Annotated in this window: 13 protein-coding genes and 2 tRNA genes; 6 read left to right on the top strand and 9 right to left on the bottom strand. The window is 45.4% G+C overall.

Going from position 1 to position 18,399, the window contains the following annotated elements; translation table 11 throughout:
• The first annotated feature begins 10 nt into the window (after nucleotides 1-10).
• The 5 genes from rne to trmA all read left to right on the top strand — a co-directional run bounded on the left by rne (nucleotide 11) and on the right by trmA (nucleotide 5,975).
• The gene (rne, locus tag SDE_RS08490; protein WP_011468101.1) at nucleotides 11-2,917 is read left to right on the top strand and encodes a ribonuclease E; all 2,907 of its coding nucleotides are present in this window, start codon (nucleotides 11-13) and stop codon (nucleotides 2,915-2,917) included.
• Between the two features lie 152 nt (nucleotides 2,918-3,069).
• A tRNA-Ser gene (locus SDE_RS08485) sits at nucleotides 3,070-3,157 on the top strand.
• A gap of 226 nt (nucleotides 3,158-3,383) precedes the next feature.
• Nucleotides 3,384-4,037, top strand: coding sequence for a Bax inhibitor-1/YccA family protein (locus SDE_RS08480; protein WP_011468100.1), 654 nt, complete (start codon nucleotides 3,384-3,386; stop codon nucleotides 4,035-4,037).
• A gap of 67 nt (nucleotides 4,038-4,104) precedes the next feature.
• A complete protein-coding gene (locus SDE_RS08475; RefSeq protein WP_011468099.1) occupies nucleotides 4,105-4,836 on the top strand; it encodes a DsrE family protein in 732 nt (243 codons plus the stop codon).
• 41 nt (nucleotides 4,837-4,877) lie between these two features.
• A complete protein-coding gene (trmA, locus tag SDE_RS08470; protein ID WP_011468098.1) occupies nucleotides 4,878-5,975 on the top strand; it encodes a tRNA (uridine(54)-C5)-methyltransferase TrmA in 1,098 nt (365 codons plus the stop codon).
• A gap of 71 nt (nucleotides 5,976-6,046) precedes the next feature.
• On the opposite strand, the gene SDE_RS08465 is transcribed toward trmA, so the two are convergent.
• On the bottom strand, nucleotides 6,047-6,520 hold the full coding sequence (locus SDE_RS08465) for a DUF2489 domain-containing protein (protein WP_011468097.1): 474 nt from the start codon (nucleotides 6,518-6,520) through the stop codon (nucleotides 6,047-6,049).
• Nucleotide 6,521: 1 nt separating this feature from the next.
• Nucleotides 6,522-8,006 carry a DNA recombination protein RmuC gene (rmuC, locus tag SDE_RS08460; RefSeq protein ID WP_011468096.1) on the bottom strand — a complete coding sequence of 495 codons (1,485 nt, stop codon included), beginning with the start codon at nucleotides 8,004-8,006 and terminating at the stop codon, nucleotides 6,522-6,524.
• 138 nt (nucleotides 8,007-8,144) lie between these two features.
• Between rmuC and murI the strand changes: the two genes are divergently transcribed.
• Nucleotides 8,145-8,963: a glutamate racemase gene (gene murI / locus SDE_RS08455; RefSeq protein ID WP_011468095.1), complete on the top strand. Its 819-nt coding sequence runs from the start codon at nucleotides 8,145-8,147 to the stop codon at nucleotides 8,961-8,963.
• A 102-nt stretch (nucleotides 8,964-9,065) separates the two neighbouring features.
• Here murI and SDE_RS08450 read toward each other — a convergent pair whose 3' ends face one another.
• From SDE_RS08450 to SDE_RS08420, 7 genes are all read right to left on the bottom strand, one after another.
• Nucleotides 9,066-10,931, bottom strand: coding sequence for a SurA N-terminal domain-containing protein (locus SDE_RS08450; RefSeq protein WP_011468094.1), 1,866 nt, complete (start codon nucleotides 10,929-10,931; stop codon nucleotides 9,066-9,068).
• A gap of 232 nt (nucleotides 10,932-11,163) precedes the next feature.
• The gene (locus tag SDE_RS08445) at nucleotides 11,164-11,436 is read right to left on the bottom strand and encodes an HU family DNA-binding protein (RefSeq protein ID WP_011468093.1); all 273 of its coding nucleotides are present in this window, start codon (nucleotides 11,434-11,436) and stop codon (nucleotides 11,164-11,166) included.
• A 225-nt stretch (nucleotides 11,437-11,661) separates the two neighbouring features.
• Nucleotides 11,662-14,079, bottom strand: coding sequence for an endopeptidase La (lon, locus tag SDE_RS08440; protein WP_011468092.1), 2,418 nt, complete (start codon nucleotides 14,077-14,079; stop codon nucleotides 11,662-11,664).
• A gap of 171 nt (nucleotides 14,080-14,250) precedes the next feature.
• Complete coding sequence (clpX, locus tag SDE_RS08435; protein ID WP_011468091.1) at nucleotides 14,251-15,546, bottom strand: ATP-dependent Clp protease ATP-binding subunit ClpX; 1,296 nt, start codon at nucleotides 15,544-15,546, stop codon at nucleotides 14,251-14,253.
• Nucleotides 15,547-15,730: 184 nt separating this feature from the next.
• Nucleotides 15,731-16,369 carry an ATP-dependent Clp endopeptidase proteolytic subunit ClpP gene (gene clpP / locus SDE_RS08430; protein ID WP_011468090.1) on the bottom strand — a complete coding sequence of 213 codons (639 nt, stop codon included), beginning with the start codon at nucleotides 16,367-16,369 and terminating at the stop codon, nucleotides 15,731-15,733.
• Between the two features lie 380 nt (nucleotides 16,370-16,749).
• A complete protein-coding gene (gene tig, locus SDE_RS08425; RefSeq protein ID WP_011468089.1) occupies nucleotides 16,750-18,084 on the bottom strand; it encodes a trigger factor in 1,335 nt (444 codons plus the stop codon).
• Nucleotides 18,085-18,145: 61 nt separating this feature from the next.
• Nucleotides 18,146-18,230, bottom strand: a tRNA-Leu gene (locus tag SDE_RS08420).
• Between the last annotated feature and the right edge of the window lie 169 nt (nucleotides 18,231-18,399).

Here is an 18,399-nt window from a genome sequence, read left to right as displayed (position 1 = left end):
ACACAACTACATGAAAAGAATGCTCATTAATGCAACTCAGCCCGAAGAGTTGCGCGTAGCTTTAGTCGATGGCCAATGGCTTTACGATTTAGACATAGAAAACCGCCTTAGAGAGCAAAAAAAGGCCAATATTTACAAAGGCCGAATCACCCGCGTTGAACCCTCCTTAGAAGCCGCATTTGTCGATTACGGCTCTGAACGTCACGGCTTTTTACCCCTTAAAGAAATTTCTCGCGAATACTTTGCCAAGCAGCCTAAAGACATTGACGGCCGCATCCGCATCCAAGATGTGGTTAAAGAAGGCATGGAAGTTATTGTTCAAGTAGATAAAGAAGAGCGCGGCAACAAAGGCGCGGCACTTACTACCTTCATTAGCTTGGCTGGGCGCTACCTAGTACTTATGCCCAATAACCCACGCGCAGGCGGTATTTCACGTCGCATTGACGGAGACGATCGCACAGAGCTTAAAGATGCATTGAGTCAAATTGATGTACCAGCAGGCATGGGCATTATTGTTCGCACCGCTGGCGTAGGCCGCAGAGCCGAAGAGTTGCAGTGGGATATGAACTACCTCGCTCAGCTTTGGGCATCCATTAAAACCGCTGCCGAAGAAAAAACTGCACCGGAATTCCTATTCCAAGAAAGTAACGTCATTATTCGTGCTATTCGCGATTACTTGCGCCCAGACATAGGCGAAGTAATTGTAGATAACCAAGATGCGTACAACCTTGCCACCGCATTTGTTGAGCAAGTAATGCCCAACTACCGCAGCAAAGTGAAGCTTTACGAAGAGCCTCTCCCCCTATTCAACCGCTTTCAAATCGAATCGCAAATTGAAACTGCTTTTGAGCGCGAAGTGAAACTACCTTCTGGCGGCTCTATTGTTATTGACGTTACCGAAGCGCTTATCAGTATCGATATTAACTCTTCACGCGCCACCAAAGGCGGCGATATCGAAGAAACAGCCCTACAAACTAACCTAGAAGCAGCAGATGAAATTGCCCGTCAATTGCGCTTGCGCGACATGGGCGGCCTAGTAGTTATCGACTTTATCGATATGCAGCCTGTTCGCAACCAGCGCGAAGTTGAAAACCGCATGCGCGACGCCCTAGAAATGGACCGCGCCCGCGTACAAGTTGGCCGCATTTCTCGCTTTGGGTTACTGGAAATGTCTCGCCAACGCCTGCGCCCTTCTCTTGGTGAAACCACATCTAAAGTGTGCCCTCGCTGTAGCGGTCAAGGCACCATTCGCGGCACCAAATCTATCGCGCTCTCTATTTTGCGCTTAGTAGAAGAAGAGGCTCAAAAAGAGCGCAGCGCAGAAATTCGCGCAGTTGTGCCGGTTGCCGTAGCAACCTACCTGCTGAACGAAAAGCGCAAAGTGATTTCTGGCATAGAAGAACGCCAAAAAACACGTATTGTTATTATCCCTAGCGAGAAGATGACAACGCCACACTTCGACGTACAGCGCCTGCGCGATGACGATGTAGTTTCTTCAGAAATAAGCTACAAAATTGAAGTGCCGCAAGGCGAAGACGAAGAAAAAATCCAAGATGATGCTGCAGCACTGGCTAAATTGCCACGCCCAGCGGTACAGGCTATTCCCCCTGCGCAACCTGCGCCAGAGGCTCCAAAACCAGACAGCCTATTAACTAAAATACTTAAAAAGTTAAAAGAGCTATTTAAAACGGACGACAAAAAGCGCAAGAACACCAGTAAAAACTCGCGTGGGCAACAGCGTCGTCGTGGCAACAATAGCCAAAACAACAGAAACAGAAATAGAAATCGCAACGGGCGCGGCAACGATAATCGCAATAAGAATCGCGATGACGAAATTACCGACAACCTAAGCTCACGCACCAAGTCTGACCAAAGCCAACAGGGCCAGGGCCCCAGCTCGGACGATAACAGGCCAGATCGCGGCAACCGCAAGCGCGGTAACCGCAGACGCAACAACAACCGTCGCAACGACCAGGATCGCAACGATTCACCAGAGTCTAACAACGACGAGCAACAAAACAACAACCAGCCTCAGGAGCAGAATAACGCCCCTAAAGAGCAAGGCCCTAACCGTCGCCCGAATGGACGCAGAGGCCGTGGTGGTCGTGAGCGCAAGCGCGAGCCAGTTCCACAAGCCGCCGAAGAATCAGTAACAAAAGATGATTCCGCACTAGCTGCCGAAGTGACTTCAGCAATAGACACTGCAGAAAAAGCATTCGCGACCAATAGCCCTGCTGAACTTAAGCAAGCTAAAAGCGAAGCTAAAGAGCAGGCTAAAAGCGAAGCTAAAGAGCAGGCTAAAAGCGAAGCTAAAGAGCAGGCTAAACAGGAACGAGCGCCACAAGAAGCAGCTATAACAGCAGAAACGCCCAGCGAAGCTAAGCAACCGGAAGCTACGGCTACCGCTGCAGAAGCCAAGCCAGAGCCAAGCGAAAAAGCTAAAGCAAGCCAAGCGCCGCAAGCCGCTGAAGCGAGCGATACAACTGAAACCGTAGCTGAAACCAAAGTAGAAGCACCTAGTGCCGAAGCTGCACCAGCGAAGGAAGCACCTGTAGAAACTGCCGCAGAAACCGCTAGCGAAGCTGAAACTGCAGAGCCAGTAGCTGCAGCCGAAACCGCTGAGGTTGCAGAAGTTGCAGTGGCTGAAGCTACTGAAGAGGCCTCTGAAGCAAAAGAAGAGCTCGCTCCTGCTCAAGCAGTGCGCAAGCAATACTCTCGCGCAACTAACGACCCAAGAGCGACGCCTAAACCTGTTGCCAATACGCTTGTATCTAATGTGGTTACCCAAATACGTATGTCGCGACCACTAGACACAACCCAACCGGCTAACATTTTGCGCAACCCGCGCGATTTAAGTCGCCCTGCGAACGATCCGCGCTTAAAACGCAATATAGAAGAAGTAGCGAGCGACGCATAAAAGAAAAGATTAGGTAGCCTCTTAAATGATACAAAAAAGAGGCTATCTGATTAGATTACAAACAAGTTTAAAATTTATTTCTAAACTTTAAATAAATTTTGCTTTTACGACTTGTACATAGCGTTATCCCATGTATAATTTCGTCCTCTTCCGGTGGGGTGGCTGAGTGGTCGAAAGCGGCGGTCTTGAAAACCGTTGACTGTAACAGGTCCCAGGGTTCGAATCCCTGCCCCACCGCCATATTAAAAAGCCCAAACAATTGTTTGGGCTTTTTTTTGCCTACCCATTAGCAACCAAGCTTGCGCTACTTGTAATTCCCCCTTCCCGCCCCAAAATCTATCTGTGAAAGGGAAACCAAGACGAGAATTTAGCGTCTAAACAGACATGTAATACATTGCTTTTACCACTAAGCTTTGTAGAATAAGCATCAACACGGTTAACAAAACTAGCTGATTGGAGAAATACCATGCAAGAACTCTACACACATGCTGGGACACAAAGTTCCACACAGGAAGTGAGTAAAGTATTACGCAACACATATGCATTATTGGCAATGACCATTGCCTTTTCTGCGGCAATGGCCGTTACATCTATGGCATTAGGCGTACCCTACCTAGGCCTATGGATGCTACTACCCTATATCGGCTTACTCTTTCTTGTAGAGAAAACCAAGAATTCCGCCATGGGTATTGTTTCTGTGTTTGCCCTTACCGGCTGGCTGGGCTTTAGCATTGGCCCCATCATCAGCTACTACATTGGCGTAAGCGGTATAGAGCCCATTCTTACGGCCTTGGGCGGTACAGCACTAACCTTCTTTGTACTTTCTGGTTACACCCTTGCCACCAAGAAAGACATGAGCAAGTACACTGGCTTTTTAATGACTGGCTTAGTAGTAATTCTGGTTGCCATGGTTGCTAACTGGTTTTTACAAATTTCTGCACTTAGCCTAACCATTAGCTGCGCATTCTTGTTTTTGTCGTCCATGCTAATTATGTGGCAAACCAGTGAAATTATTCATGGCGGTGAGCGCAACTACATTTCTGCAACCGTTACGCTATATGTATCGCTGTATAACATCTTCAGCATTTTGCTAAGCTTTTTAGGCGGCAGCGACGACTAATATAGCGCTTAAGCTTTTACACTAGCCCCGCCTTGAGCGGGGTTTTTTATTTGGGTTCGAATATAAAATGAATTTGTGCATTACTGTAAACACCCACCCCAACAACGACCCAAACAATGAAATACTCGCGTGGTGCCAACACGCTATTCAAAATACACACAGCATTAACCAGATCTTCTTTTTCGCAGAAGGCGCCAACTTTGCTTTGCCACCTAACACCTGCGAGCAATGGTCTAATTTTATTATCAACAATCAGCTGGACGCGATAATCTGCTCTAAATCTGGGCTTAACCTTGGCTTGCACAACGACTCAGACTGCAATGAAGGCTATAAAATAGGCGGGCTAGGCGTTTTGTTAGAGGCTGCGCTAGAGGCTGATACAGTAATAAGTAGCAACCAGATATTATCTGGCCAATCGCACCCACTAGAAGCCCCTCTAAATCAGCAGGCGCTTACTATTAGACTCACCCAACCCCACGACTCAGCCTCAGCAAACACCGGCTTAGATGCCCTGGCAGTGGCATTAGCGTTTGGCTTATCCCCAAAACTGGAAATACGCCTTCAACAAAGCCAGCACCTTTCCGAGCCAACATCTACCGAATCAACAGTTAGCGAGTTTACAAGCAAACTTGCCGCACTAACCGAGTACGGCGCTTTCGAAATCTGTATAATTGCCAGCCCAACAACACCGGAACTTGAAGCCATTGCAGCTTATTTAAAAACAGCACTTTCAACACCTGTTCAAATACTGCCACCATCAAATAAGCTCAGCACGCAAGCGCGCACCCTCAACTTTTAACGGTAAGCGTATTTGTTTGAACCACAAATTAAGTGACCAACATGACAACTAAACTAGGCCAAGCCAACCCCGCGAATTATCAGCAGCAGCTGGACGACAAAGAAAAGGCGACCAAAGAGCAATTCAGCGATTTTTGGCAAGGCGACATAGAAGTACACCCTTCCCCCCCCAGCCACTACCGAATGCGCGCAGAATTCAAAATGTGGCAACAAGGCGCCGAAGCCTTCTACGCCATGTATCAACCTGGCGAGTATAAAAAGCCTGTCACATTGGAGTGGGAATTTAGCGTAGGCGCAGAAAAAATTGTCGAGCTAATGCCAAAGTTACTCGAAATTGTAAACGCCTCCGAGCTGTTGCGTAAGCGCCTGTTTCAAGTGGAATTTTTAACCACTACAACCGGTGAAAGCGTTACTACTCTTATTTACCACAAACCATTAACTGAAGAATGGCAAGCAGAAGCCAACGCACTTGCTAGCAGCCTAAACACACATATTATTGGACGCAGCAAAAAGCAAAAAATTGTTTTGACACAAGATTACGTCGAAGAAACCCTTACCATTAGCGGTACGCCATTTACGTACAAACAGATTGAGTCTGGGTTTACCCAGCCAAACGCAGCCGTATGTCAAAAAATGCTGCAATGGGCAGTAGATGCCACCGCAAACCTGGGTGGCGACCTAGTAGAACTGTACTGTGGTAACGGCAACTTCACACTACCACTAAGTAAAAACTTCGACAAAGTACTTGCCACAGAAGTATCTAAAACTTCTGTAAAGGCCGCTGAATACAATATAGAAAAAAACGGCTGTAAAAATATCACCATTGCAAGAATGTCGAGTGAAGAATTTACCGAAGCATTAAATGGCGTGCGAGAATTTAGACGATTAAAAGATATAGAATTAGACAGCTATAATTTTAGCACCGTGTTTGTAGACCCCCCTAGAGCGGGGCTAGATGAAGATACTGAAGCGCTAATTAGCCGGTTCGACAATATTATTTATATTTCGTGCAACCCCGACACACTCGCCAACAATCTTGCCAACCTCTGCAAAACGCACAAAGTTGAACGCTTTGCGTTATTCGATCAATTCCCTTATACCGATCATCGCGAATGCGGTGTAATACTTACCAAAAAATAATTCGCTGCCACACTAGCTTAGAATTATTTGGGGCGGCATAAGCCGCCTCAAATCACGCCTCATGCGCTGCGTTAAATATATTCCTGCAAATAGCTGTCATTGCGAGTAATGGCACCGCAAGCAGCCAGAATAAAATCCTTATACTCACTTTCTAAGCGCTCTCGCTCAATATTCAACTCTTTCTTTTTAGCCTTGGGCAGTTTTTTCCACTCTTCCAATATAGGGATATGAGAAGTAGCTTTTGCCAGCTCAACAAAACAGCGATGGTCCGCCAGCTGCGATTCACTTAAAGGAAATATTTGAACCAACGCGGCGATACGAATGCTTACCTCCGTGAGTGTTAGCTCATCTTTAAGCATCGCTTGAGCAAGTATTTTTATACTTTTACGCGCATACTCGCGCCGTTCTGCAGTTTGCTTTTGCTGCTGCTCTAACTGAGCTTGCTGCTCTTTAGCTTGCTTGCGCACCTTCAGCTGTAAATTTACAGCTATTGCTGCCAGCACCACAATAATCACAGTGCCTAAACCTATAAGTAAATACCACACGTTAGACTTCACCCTCTGTACTTGCTTCTGTATCTTTAACTAACAAACCAATTTGACCTTTAACTGCTTTTTTCTGGCCTGAACTTTCTGTGTCTTCGTCATCTTGGTCTACACGGTACGCCTCGGGTAACCTGCGACTTGTTTTGGCCCCCAATTCTTTTAAGCCATCTATTTTTCTTAAAAGGTTACCACGCCCTTCCGTTAGCCGTTTTTTGGCCTTGCCGAATGCATCCTGTGTTCTATCGAGGTTTTTACCCACTTCCTCTAACGAGTCTACAAATAAAGCAAACTGATCGTACAGCTTGCCCGCACTTGCCGCTATTTGTTCGGCATTCGCATTCTGCTTTTCGTAGCGCCAAATAGTTTCTACTGTACGCAACGCAACCATCAAACTCGAAGGGCTAACAATGACGATATTGCGGTCATAGGCTTCTTTGAACAACGTCGGCGAAGATTGAATGGCAACAATATAAGCCGCTTCCACAGGCACAAATACAAAAACAAAATCGAGTGTTCGAATTCCTTCTAAGTTTTCATATTGTTTAAGCGACAAGCCCTTTACATGGGCGCGAACGGAATCGACATGTGCTTTAAGCGCAATCTCTTTCTCTGCTTGGTTTTCTGCAGAACAATAGCGCTCGTAATCCACCAATGAAACCTTACTGTCTATGACAATATCTTTTTCATCGGGCAAATGCACAATAACATCTGGCCTAAAGCGCGAACCATCAGCAGAGGAGAAGCTTTTTTGAGTATCGTATTCACGCCCTTTTTGCAGCCCTGACTGCTCTAGCAACCGCTCTAGAACAATTTCACCCCAGCTGCCCTGAATTTTGTTGTCATTTTTAAGTGCAGCCGCCAAGTTATTCGCCTCGGCACTTATCTGTTGAGTTTGCTTTTGCAACTCTATAATTTGGCCTACAAGCTGGTTGCGCTGTGTATTTTCTTTATCGTACACATCTTCTACACGCTTATTAAAGGCCGTTATTTGCTCTCTAAACGGCTGCAGTAGTGCTTGCAAGCCCTCTTTGTTGCTCGACTCGAAACGCTCTTTCTTCTCATCAAACAGCTTGCCAGCGGCTAACTCAAACTCTTTAAATAACGCCTGCTTCGTTTCTTCCAATAACTTTTGTTCGGTAACCCGTTTTTCGCTTTGCTCTTGATACCTTACCTGAAGCTGTAAATATTCCTCTCGGGTTTTATGCAAATCTTGGTTTTCTACTTTTAGCTCGCTTATTGTGCGCAATGCAGCATTGAGATCGGCTTGCAGTTTTGCTTGCGAAAGCTCTAGCTCACGCAGTGCTGCTGCGCCTTTATCTTGCTCTGCACGCAACTGTGCGCTCGCAAGGTCTTCACCGGTACGCTTTGCCTCCAACACCTCGGATAGCCGCTTACGCGCACTAATCAAAAAAGCCACACAAGCTACAAGCGCTAAAATACTTACAATCAGCGCTGGCAACATCCAATCTACCGCCGTTAAAGGCATAGTTATTACTCCAATTTTTGTATATACACAGAATTGCTCCAGCCAGTACGCGACCTAAGCAATTACATGTAGAATGATACCAATTTACATCGACCAACGCGCTCATTCAGCGCAATTACCCATAAGCTAGCAAAACGTATGACCGAATCACCCCGCCAGCCTGACCCCAACACACCTACAGTGCTTGTATTTGATTCTGGCGCCGGAGGGCTAAGTATCTGCACCAAAATTATGGCGCTGCGCAACGATTGCGCCATTGTTTACGCAGCGGATAACGCTTACTTTCCGTACGGGGAACTTTCAACCAGCGCGTTAAGGCAGCGAGTTATTACATTTATGGGCGAGCTCATCGATCAATACTCGCCCAGTATTGCCGTTATAGCCTGCAATACTGCAAGCACAGCACTGCTTGCCGATCTTCGCGAAACGTTTGATATCCCGTTTGTAGGTGTTGTACCCGCAATTAAACCGGCCGCTACCGCCACACAAACCGGCACTATTGCCATTCTTGCGACCAGCGCTACAGTTACACGCGATTACACGCGCGACTTAATCAATGAGTTTGCGCCTAATAAAACCGTTATTTTGCACAGCGCTCAACCACTGGTAAGCGCAGCAGAGCAGCTAATACAAAACAACCAATGCCCCAATTCCGCCATACAAGGCGCCCTGAGCGAACTTTTCGCCAAACCCGGCGCAGAACATATAGACACAATAGTATTGGCTTGTACCCACTTCCCACTGCTACGTGAAGCCATTCAAGCCCTGCTTCCCGCTTCCATCACGCTACTGGACTCTGGCGATGCCATAGCTCGCAGAGTCGACTCCTTACTTTGCGCAACCAACACCTTAAAGCAAACGCAGCGCATTTCGGTACATTTATCTAAGCCCTGCACCACCACGCTAAACGCATACAATAATTTTTTAGCCGCACACATCCAAATCAAACGCAGATAAATTCAAAACAAAAAAAAGCCCAAGCATTAATGCTTGGGCTTTTTGATGGGCCTGTTAAGGCCTTTTAATTATAGCGCTTAGCTATTAGTTAGTACTTAGTTTCTAGTACTTAACTTTAACCTTCGAAATTGCAGCTTCTTCATAAGCGGCTATCTCTAAATTGGCATTTTCGCGCAATAACTGAGTCGACAATGCTGCTCGCTCTTGCTCGGTCATATCCTCAACCTTACCAGGCTGCACAGCAGTTAAACCTAATAACACTCGGTTACCGCCTTGAGCTTCAATATCTTCAAAAACAGTAGCTCCGGAACCAGCAGCCATTTGGAACACTGCTCGCAACATTTGTGCATCGGCAGTTACATCCATACGCTTCACTAATTCGTGCTCAGCAATATCGTAACCTAGGCTCTCGGCCACTTCTTTTGGCGATTTACCAGCTGCAATTTCTGACTGAATATTTTTAGCCAATTCTGCAAGCTTGGCTTGCACCGCTTGCGCTTGTAACTTTTGCTGAATCTGAGAAGACACTAACTCTAGTGCAGCAATGTGCTCTGGGTTGTGAGTACGCTTTCTCAACACCATCGCTTTAGAGTTAGAAATTTCTATAACCGGGCTGTTACGACCGCTTAATAGAACATCTTCTGAAAACGCTGCATTACGCACTTTAACTTCTTTAGCTACACCGTTGCCAAAATTGCGCTCAAACAGTGGGGACTGCTTTACAGTTAAACCCAGCTGATCTGCTGCGACAGTTAAATCACCGGCGTTAAACGTTAGCTCTTCCAGCTCGGCATACTGATCGACATAGAAGCTCTCTGCGCGTAAGTTTTGGATAGCTTTCTTTATTTCAGGCTTGCGCTCTTCGTAACTAGCAAGTGCTTCAACTTTTTTGCTGGTAACTTTAATGAAGTGCGTACCAGCGTCTGTTGTAACAGGTTCAGAAACCTCACCCTCTTCAAGCGCATATACAGCTTGCTCGAACTCTTCTGGGAAGATTCCAGTTGTTAATACACCCAATGAACCACCAGTTTCACGACTACCAAAATCGTCAGAGTAAGTTTCTGCAAGCGTTTCAAACGCCTCACCAGCAGCTAATTGGGTTTGAACTTCTTCTATCTTGCTGGCGCTTTCATCACCGTCAGCAATTAGAATGTGAGCAATTTCATATTCCGAAGACTCAACGAAATCTGCTTTTTCTTGTTCGTACTGAGCTTTAATATCGGCTTCATCAACTGCAATTGTTTTAGCAATTTCAGCTACAGAAATCTCAATATAATCAACTGAGACTTTTTCTGGCACACTAAACTCTTGCTGGTTTGCTTGGTAGTAAGCTTCAATTTGCTCTGGGGTTACAGTAACTTCATCACCCACTGTTTCTTTGGGTATAGTGATTCCAAAGAAACTGCGCTTCTGATTAAGAATCGCAACTAGCGCATTTATCTCTTCGTCTGACACAAACGCAGAGTCGGCCAAACCAGAGGATTGATGCGATAGAATAATATCTTCAGCCACTGCCACTTTATAGGTTGCCGGCAAGTAGCCCGCATTACCAATTAATCGACGATAAGTTTGCGGGTCAAATTTGCCACCCACTTTAAATGTTTCTTGACCTAGAATTGTTTTTTCTACTTCAGCTACTGCGGCCCCTACTCCGGCCTCTTCTGCTGTTACCAGCAACGCTTTACGGCGTACTAGCTGAGGTAAAATTTGCTGCCTAAGGTTTTGCTCTTTGACAAAGTCTGAGGTTGGATCAACACCATTAGCTAGCAACTGATCTTTACGCATTGCCACCGCTCGACCAAGCTCTACGGCGCTAACGCCCTCTCCGCCTACCGATGCAACATCGTTGCCGCCAATGCTATTTAAGTTGACGCTACCTACACCGCCTACAACCATAATTAGCATTACAAGTACAACAATGCCAAAGACAACCTTATTTTTAAGATTATCGCGCACGTTCTGTAACATGGTGATCCCCTAACTAAATATTTTTTCTAACAAAAAAGGCGCAAAGAAAATGCGCCTTTTTAAGTGTTACTAATTTTATCTACAACGCTACGTTCCGAACAACAAATATTACACCGATCTCGTTTCACTTATGGCTTACCATTCACAACCAGATTAAGAACTCGATTACCTGACCATGTAAGAAACAATAATTCGCTTTATTATTTTTGTTAGAAGCTGGGTAGTGTGGATATTAGTTTACGGCGTCTTTTAACGCTTTACCTGGCTTAAAGCTAGGTATTTTAGCAGCGGCGATTTCGATTGGTGCACCAGTTTGTGGGTTGCGACCAGTACGAGCAGCACGCTCTTTAACTAGGAAAGTACCAAAGCCAACTAGAGCAACCTGATCACCGTTCTTTAACGCTTCACCGATTGATTCAGTTACTGCGTCTAATGCACGACCAGCAGCAGCTTTGGAAATATCCGCAGAAGCTGCAATCGCTTCAATCAATTCTGACTTATTCACTTATTGACCCCTCTTTATTATTCGTAATAAAAATTACTAACGATTCTTAACCTAGGTATTCGTTCTAGACCGGCTTAAATCACCAGATACGATGCGAACACATATCGACGAACTGCGATTTATACCAACAGGCTTTGTGCCGGTCAAGAATGAAATACTTTATTTCACTGACAAGGCCATATCTGTGCGGAATTCGTACAAATATGGCCAATTTGGTCGTATTTTTTAGTGCGTGCTTATCCTGCTCTGCTCTTCACCTTCCTTCTGGGCTTTGGTTTCGAGCGCCTCATATTCTTCATCACTGAAGGGTTTTGGCATGTATTGCAACGCAATTTCAAGGACCTGATCTATCCATTGTACAGGCTTTATCGATAGGTCTGCCTTTATATTATCGGGAATTTCTCTCAAATCGGCCTCATTCTCATGCGGAATAATGACCGTTTTAATGCCCCCTCGGTGTGCGGCTAACAATTTTTCTTTTAGCCCACCAATTTTTAACACCTCACCACGTAGCGTAATTTCACCGGTCATGGCCACATCCGCTCGCACCGGAATATCGGTATAAACAGACACCAATGCGGTACACATTGCAATACCCGCACTAGGCCCATCTTTAGGTGTCGCACCTTCTGGGACGTGAATATGCAAATCTCGCTTCTCGTGAATATCTGGTGCAATGCCTAAAAACTTGGAGCGCGAACGCACAACGGTCATCGCAGCCTGAATAGACTCTTGCATAACATCGCCCAGTGAGCCGGTTTTAACTAACCTACCGCGCCCTTTCACAGCAGAAGACTCGATGGTTAATAGCTCACCGCCAACCTGGGTCCACGCTAAACCAGTAACCTGCCCCACTTGGTTTTTGTCTTCCGCTTTGCCGTAATCCGCTTTTTTAACGCCTAAATAATCTTCTAGCTTATCGCTAGTAATAACTATTTTGTCTTGCGTTTTATTTTTAACATTTTGCGTTACAACTTTTCGACAGAGTTTTGCAACTTCACGATCTAAGCCACGCACACCCGCTTCGCGAGTATAGTAACGAACCACATCGCGAATCGCTTCATCTTGAATTTCTATCTCATTTTCTTTCAAACCATTATTTTTGATTTGCTTTGGAATAAGGTAGCGCGTAGCGATGTTTATTTTTTCGTCTTCGGTATAGCCCGGAATACGAATAACTTCCATGCGGTCTAACAAAGGCCCAGGAATATTCATAGTGTTTGACGTACACACAAACATTACTTCAGATAGATCGTAATCCACCTCTAAGTAGTGGTCGTTAAAGCTATTGTTCTGCTCTGGGTCTAGCACCTCAAGCAATGCAGATGCTGGATCACCGCGATGATCCATTCCCATTTTGTCAATTTCATCTAGCAAAAACAGCGGGTTCTTCACCCCAATTTTCGACATTTTTTGTACAAGCTTGCCAGGCATAGAACCTATGTAAGTTCGGCGATGCCCTCGAATTTCGGCTTCATCTCGCACGCCGCCCAAAGCCATACGCACAAATTTACGGTTAGTTGCGCGAGCGATAGATTCGCCCAACGACGTTTTACCTACACCAGGGGGGCCAACCAAACACAAAATAGGCCCTTTAATTTTCTTAACGCGTTTTTGAACCGCCAAGTACTCAAGAATTCGCTCTTTTACTTCTTCCAAACCGTAGTGGTCGGATTCAAGTATTGATTGAGCGATTTCTAAATCGTGCCTAACTTTGCTGCGTTTTTTCCAAGGCAGGTTAATCATCCAGTCAATATACGAACGCACCACCGATGCTTCGGCTGACATAGGAGACATCATTTTTAGTTTGGCCAGCTCTGCGTGGGTTTTCTCCATCGCATCTTTGCCCATGCCCGAATCGGCAATTTTCTTCTCGAGCTCTTCTAGCTCATTGCCCTCTTCGCCCATGTCACCAAGCTCTTTTTGAATGGCTTTCATTTGCTCATTCAAATAGTACTCGCGCTGACTTTTTTCCATTTGTTTTTTAACGCGACCACGAATGCGCTTTTCAACTTGGAATAAGTCCGCTTCAGCTTCGAGCAAGCCTATTAAGTGCTCTAACCTTTCTTGCGTGCTAGCGATTTCTAAAATTTCTTGCTTCTGAGCCAAATCTAGCGACATATGCGCCGCCACTGTATCTGCAAGCCTACCCGGCTCATCAATACCGCTTAGCGATGTAAGCACCTCTGAAGGCACCTTTTTGCTTATATTCACATACTGCTCAAATCGAGTAAGCAGCGAACGAGCGAGCGCTTCAGCTTCACGCTCTTCCTCTTCATCCGCAACCAATGGGCGTATTTGCGCTTGGAAGTAGTTTTCGGACTCTTGAATCTCATCAATAATGGCTCGGCGCTTGCCCTCTACCAGCACTTTAACGGTGCCATCGGGCAATTTAAGAAGCTGTAGCACGGTGGCAATGGTGCCATGCCCGTACAGGTCATCCTTGGACGGGTCATCCACAGATGCGTGCTTCTGGGCCACAAGAAGCACTTGCTTGTCGTCAGACATCGCATGCTCGAGCGCAGAAATGGATTTCTCTCTACCAACAAAAAGCGGAATAACCATGTGCGGGTAAACCACCACATCTCTTAGGGGTAGTAGAGGGAGGATATGATCTAGTTTATTTGTGTCTAATTGATCCATTGAACACCTGTAGAACTCAACCGTTGAGGGAGTTGCGAGCACTTAGCTAGGGCTTTCGCAGTACTATTCTTAGCATTAAGGGTGGGGGCAAATTAGCGAAAAAACAAGGAAGGATTACAAAAAAAGGGGCCGAAAAGCCCCTTTTGTATAGAAGTTAATCAAACTGATGCATCATTCCTCAGGTACAGCCTTAGCGGTTTCGGCATCGTTATTGCCGTAAACCAATAATGGAGCAGATTCACCTTTAATAACGGACTCATCAACAACAACTTTTACTACGTTTTCCTCGGAAGGAATCTTGTACATAGTATCTAACAGTACGTTTTCCATAATTGAACGCAAGCCACGAGCACCGGTTTTACGCTCCATAGCCTTGTTGGCAACGGCTTCTAGGGCGTCATCCCTAAAATCTACCTCAGAGCCTTCCATTTCAAACAACTTGCTATATTGCTTAACAAGGGAGTTTTTAGGTTCTTTAAGAATGCGTACAAGGGCATCTTGATCTAGCTCGTCCAAGGTAGCGATAACCGGCAAGCGGCCAACAAACTCTGGAATAAGCCCGTAGCGAACCAAATCTTCCGGCTCTAGCTCACGCAGGGTTTCACCTACATTTTTGCCTGAATCTTTGCTCTTAACCTCGGCACTAAACCCAATACCGCCTTTTTCGGAACGATCGCGAATAACCTTATCTAGGCCAGCAAATGCACCACCACAGATAAACAAGATGTTACCGGTATCTACCTGTAAAAACTCTTGCTGCGGATGCTTACGCCCACCCTGAGGAGGCACAGACGCTACAGTACCCTCGATTAACTTGAGTAATGCCTGCTGAACACCCTCACCCGACACGTCGCGCGTTATCGATGGGTTGTCGGACTTTCTTGAAATCTTATCGATTTCATCGATATAGACTATGCCCTGCTGCGCTTTTTCAACATCGTAATCGCACTTCTGCAACAGTTTTTGAATGATGTTTTCTACATCTTCACCCACATAACCCGCTTCGGTTAATGTGGTTGCATCAGCGATAGTGAAAGGTACATTCAATAGGCGAGCTAGAGTTTCCGCTAATAGCGTTTTACCGCTACCGGTAGGCCCCACTAGCAAAATATTACTTTTTCCTAGCTCAACATCGTCTTTGGACTTTTTCTTGTCTCCAACGCGCAGCCGCTTGTAGTGGTTGTATACCGCTACGGCCAATACCTTTTTGGCCTGCTTCTGGCCAATCACATATTCGTCTAAAGTTTCAGAAATCTCTTGTGGAGTTGGCAGTTTATCGCCAGTCGACTCCGTTGTACTCTCTTGTATCTCTTCGCGAATGATGTCGTTACACAAATCAACACATTCATCACATATGAACACAGACGGCCCCGCAATAAGCTTGCGCACCTCATGCTGACTCTTGCCGCAAAATGAGCAATAAAGTAGCTTGCCGTTGTCTTCGTTGTCACCAGTATGGTCGGACATTAATCCTCTCCAACACGTTCTTATTTATCAAGTTATAAGATGAGTCGTTTACCCGCACTTTTCAAGTCAAAGACGCGAAAAATGCAATAAATTTGTACTCTTTTGGGTTTTTAGCAGTTAAAAAGATAAAGCAAATGCCCTACTGAGCTTTTGCTTATATCTAATATGTACAAACTGCTTAAACTTACTCACCACCAACTCGACGCTCTAATACCTTATCAATAAGGCCGTACTCTACAGATTCGTGCGCACTCATAAAGCGGTCGCGCTCTGTGTCGCGCGCTATCTCTTCTACGCCACGACCAGTATGTCCAGCCATAATTTCGTTCAAACGCTCTCTTAGCTTTAAGATTTCTTGCGCTTGAATATGAATATCGCTCGCCTGCCCCTGTGCACCACCTGAAGGCTGGTGAATCATAGTGCGAGCATTTGGCAAACAGAATCGCTTACCTTTAGCGCCAGCAGTTAGCAAAAATGCCCCCATGCTGCACGCTTGACCAATACACATAGTGCTCACATCGGGCTTGATAAACTGCATGGTGTCGTAAATAGACAAGCCTGCTGTTACTGAGCCACCAGGTGAATTGATATATAAATGGATATCTTTATCTGGGTTTTCTGCCTCAAGGAAGAGCATCTGCGCTACAACCAAGTTGGCCATATGATCTTCTACCTGCCCGACCAAAAAAATCACACGCTCTTTTAACAACCTGGAATAAATATCGTAAGAGCGTTCGCCACGTGCAGTTTGCTCTACAACCATTGGCACTAAAGTATTTTCAACATTCAAATTCGAACTGGCAGACAAATCTATATTCGACATTGTTTCTTCCGTTAACTATTAGTTGTTTTCGACGCCACCACTCTGGGCGGTTCAGTTGGTGCAATTCTTTTGGCCAACATACCTCTAGCGCCACAATCGCATAATATAAAGGTTAGCCCAAATGCAGCAAATTGCCTCTCAAGGCCTGTAAACTCTGCATTTTGTTCAAGCTTAATACTAGCTGTACATATATCACACAACCAATACCGTCAACCTTTCGTCACTAGCCAGCTTAACTCGAGCGAAGTGGTTTCGCCAATAAAAAACCCGCAAAAAACACCTTAAAAACATAATATTCTTTAAAACGTTTTTTAAGCGACCATAAAAAAAGCCCACACTAAGATAGGGTGGGCTTTTTGATTTTTTAGAAAGAAGTCTGCTTATTCTTCAGCTTGTTTTGCAGCAGGCTTAACAGCTTCTTCATAGCTAATTGTTTCGTCGCTTACTTTTGCCTTAGAGAGCACCAAGCTTACAACCTGCTCTTCTAAAGCTGCAGCCTCAACACCACCCAACAACTGCTCATTACCGTAGTAGTAATTTACAACTTCTTCAGGGTGCTCGTAAGTAGATGCAACATCTTCAATCAACGATTTAACAAGTTCTTTATCTACTGAGATTTTTTCATTTTTAACAATCTCAGAAACAATCAAACCCAAAGCAACGCGACGCTCTGCCTGCTCTTTAAACATATCGTCTGGCAAGATTGACTTAAAGTCGATACCTTCAGCCTGAGAACCGTATTGCTGCATCATTTGGTTGCCCATTTGATTGCGCAACGCATCGATCTCACCAGAAACAAGCGACTTTGGAATGTCTACGGTATTTGCTGCAACCAAGCCATTCATCACTTGCTCTTTTAGCTTACCTTTAAGTGCCTTTTGCTTTTCGCGCTCCATGTTCTCACGAACATCTGCACGGAATTTTTCTTCGCCGCCTTCAGTTACGCCAAACTTAGCAAAGAACTCGTCATCAAGCTTAGGAAGCTTCTGACCTTCAACTTTTTGCACAGTAACCTCAAACTCGGCTTCTGCGCCGCGTAGAGATTCTTCTTGGTAATCATCTGGGAAAGTCACCTTGATGGTTTCTGTTTCGCCAGCTTTCATGCCAATAATGCCTTTTTCAAACCCAGGAATCATAGAGTTTGAACCCAATACAAGGGTTTGACCTTCAGCAGTGCCACCTTCGAAGGCTTCGCCATCTTTGGTGCCTTTAAAGTCGATAACTACGCGATCGCCTTTTTTAGATTTGCGCTTAACTGGCGCCCAATCAGCCTGACTCTTTTGCAGAGTCTCGATCATGGTATCTACGTCTGCATCGGTAACTTCTGCGTTGTAGCGAGTAACTTCGATTGACTCTAAGCCAGAAACTTCGATTTCTGGGTACACTTCGAAAGTAGCTACAAACTCAATGTCTTTGCCTGGCTCAAGCTGCTTTGGCTCAATAGCCGGCTGACCTGCAGGACGCAAAGATTCTTTGCGTACTGCATCGTAAAATGAACGATTAATAGCATCGCCAAGCACTTCTTGACGAACGCCTGCTCCGTAACGCTGCTGAACAACGCTCATTGGCACTTTGCCTTTACGGAAACCGTTGATACGAACCGTTTTAGCGGCTTCCTTGAGTCGTTTAGCGACTTCTTGATCAACAACACTTGCTGGAATGCCAACAGTTAGCTTGCGCTCCAAACCGGTAGTAGTTTCTAGGGAAACCTGCATCTCGATCCTCGTGATATATATAGGGAGGTAAATACGTAATTATTTGATGTTGCCTGTTAAATGGTGCGGTCGGAGAGACTTGAACTCTCACGCCTTGCGGCACTGGAACCTAAATCCAGCGCGTCTACCAATTTCGCCACGACCGCGCACTTTACAGACATCAAACCCAGACACTTGCGATATAACTTGTTGATTTATATAGCTATTTAGCTATTTTTATATCTTGTCTGGCTAAGAAGGGTGGCAATTGTGCCACAAGGTTTCGGAGGGTTCAACAAGGGATTTTAAATAATTTGTAATTTTCTTTAAATTGTA

It is taken from the genome of Saccharophagus degradans 2-40, from assembly GCF_000013665.1.
GTDB classification, from domain to species: Bacteria; Pseudomonadota; Gammaproteobacteria; order Pseudomonadales; family Cellvibrionaceae; genus Saccharophagus; species Saccharophagus degradans.
The sequence above is the reverse complement of the archived record's forward strand: the minus strand, read 5'-3'. Positions and strand labels throughout refer to the sequence as shown.

What these genes read in the sequence shown, in the direction of transcription:
- rne (WP_011468101.1), top strand. Translation starts at nt 11, where the DNA reads ATGAAAAGAATGCTCATTAATGCAACTCAGCCCGAAGAGTTGCGCGTA.
- SDE_RS08480 (WP_011468100.1), top strand. Translation starts at nt 3,384, where the DNA reads ATGCAAGAACTCTACACACATGCTGGGACACAAAGTTCCACACAGGAA.
- SDE_RS08475 (WP_011468099.1), top strand. Translation starts at nt 4,105, where the DNA reads ATGAATTTGTGCATTACTGTAAACACCCACCCCAACAACGACCCAAAC.
- trmA (WP_011468098.1), top strand. Translation starts at nt 4,878, where the DNA reads ATGACAACTAAACTAGGCCAAGCCAACCCCGCGAATTATCAGCAGCAG.
- rmuC (WP_011468096.1), bottom strand. Translation starts at nt 8,006, where the DNA reads ATGCCTTTAACGGCGGTAGATTGGATGTTGCCAGCGCTGATTGTAAGT.
- murI (WP_011468095.1), top strand. Translation starts at nt 8,145, where the DNA reads ATGACCGAATCACCCCGCCAGCCTGACCCCAACACACCTACAGTGCTT.
- SDE_RS08450 (WP_011468094.1), bottom strand. Translation starts at nt 10,931, where the DNA reads ATGTTACAGAACGTGCGCGATAATCTTAAAAATAAGGTTGTCTTTGGC.
- lon (WP_011468092.1), bottom strand. Translation starts at nt 14,079, where the DNA reads ATGGATCAATTAGACACAAATAAACTAGATCATATCCTCCCTCTACTA.
- clpX (WP_011468091.1), bottom strand. Translation starts at nt 15,546, where the DNA reads ATGTCCGACCATACTGGTGACAACGAAGACAACGGCAAGCTACTTTAT.
- clpP (WP_011468090.1), bottom strand. Translation starts at nt 16,369, where the DNA reads ATGTCGAATATAGATTTGTCTGCCAGTTCGAATTTGAATGTTGAAAAT.
- tig (WP_011468089.1), bottom strand. Translation starts at nt 18,084, where the DNA reads ATGCAGGTTTCCCTAGAAACTACTACCGGTTTGGAGCGCAAGCTAACT.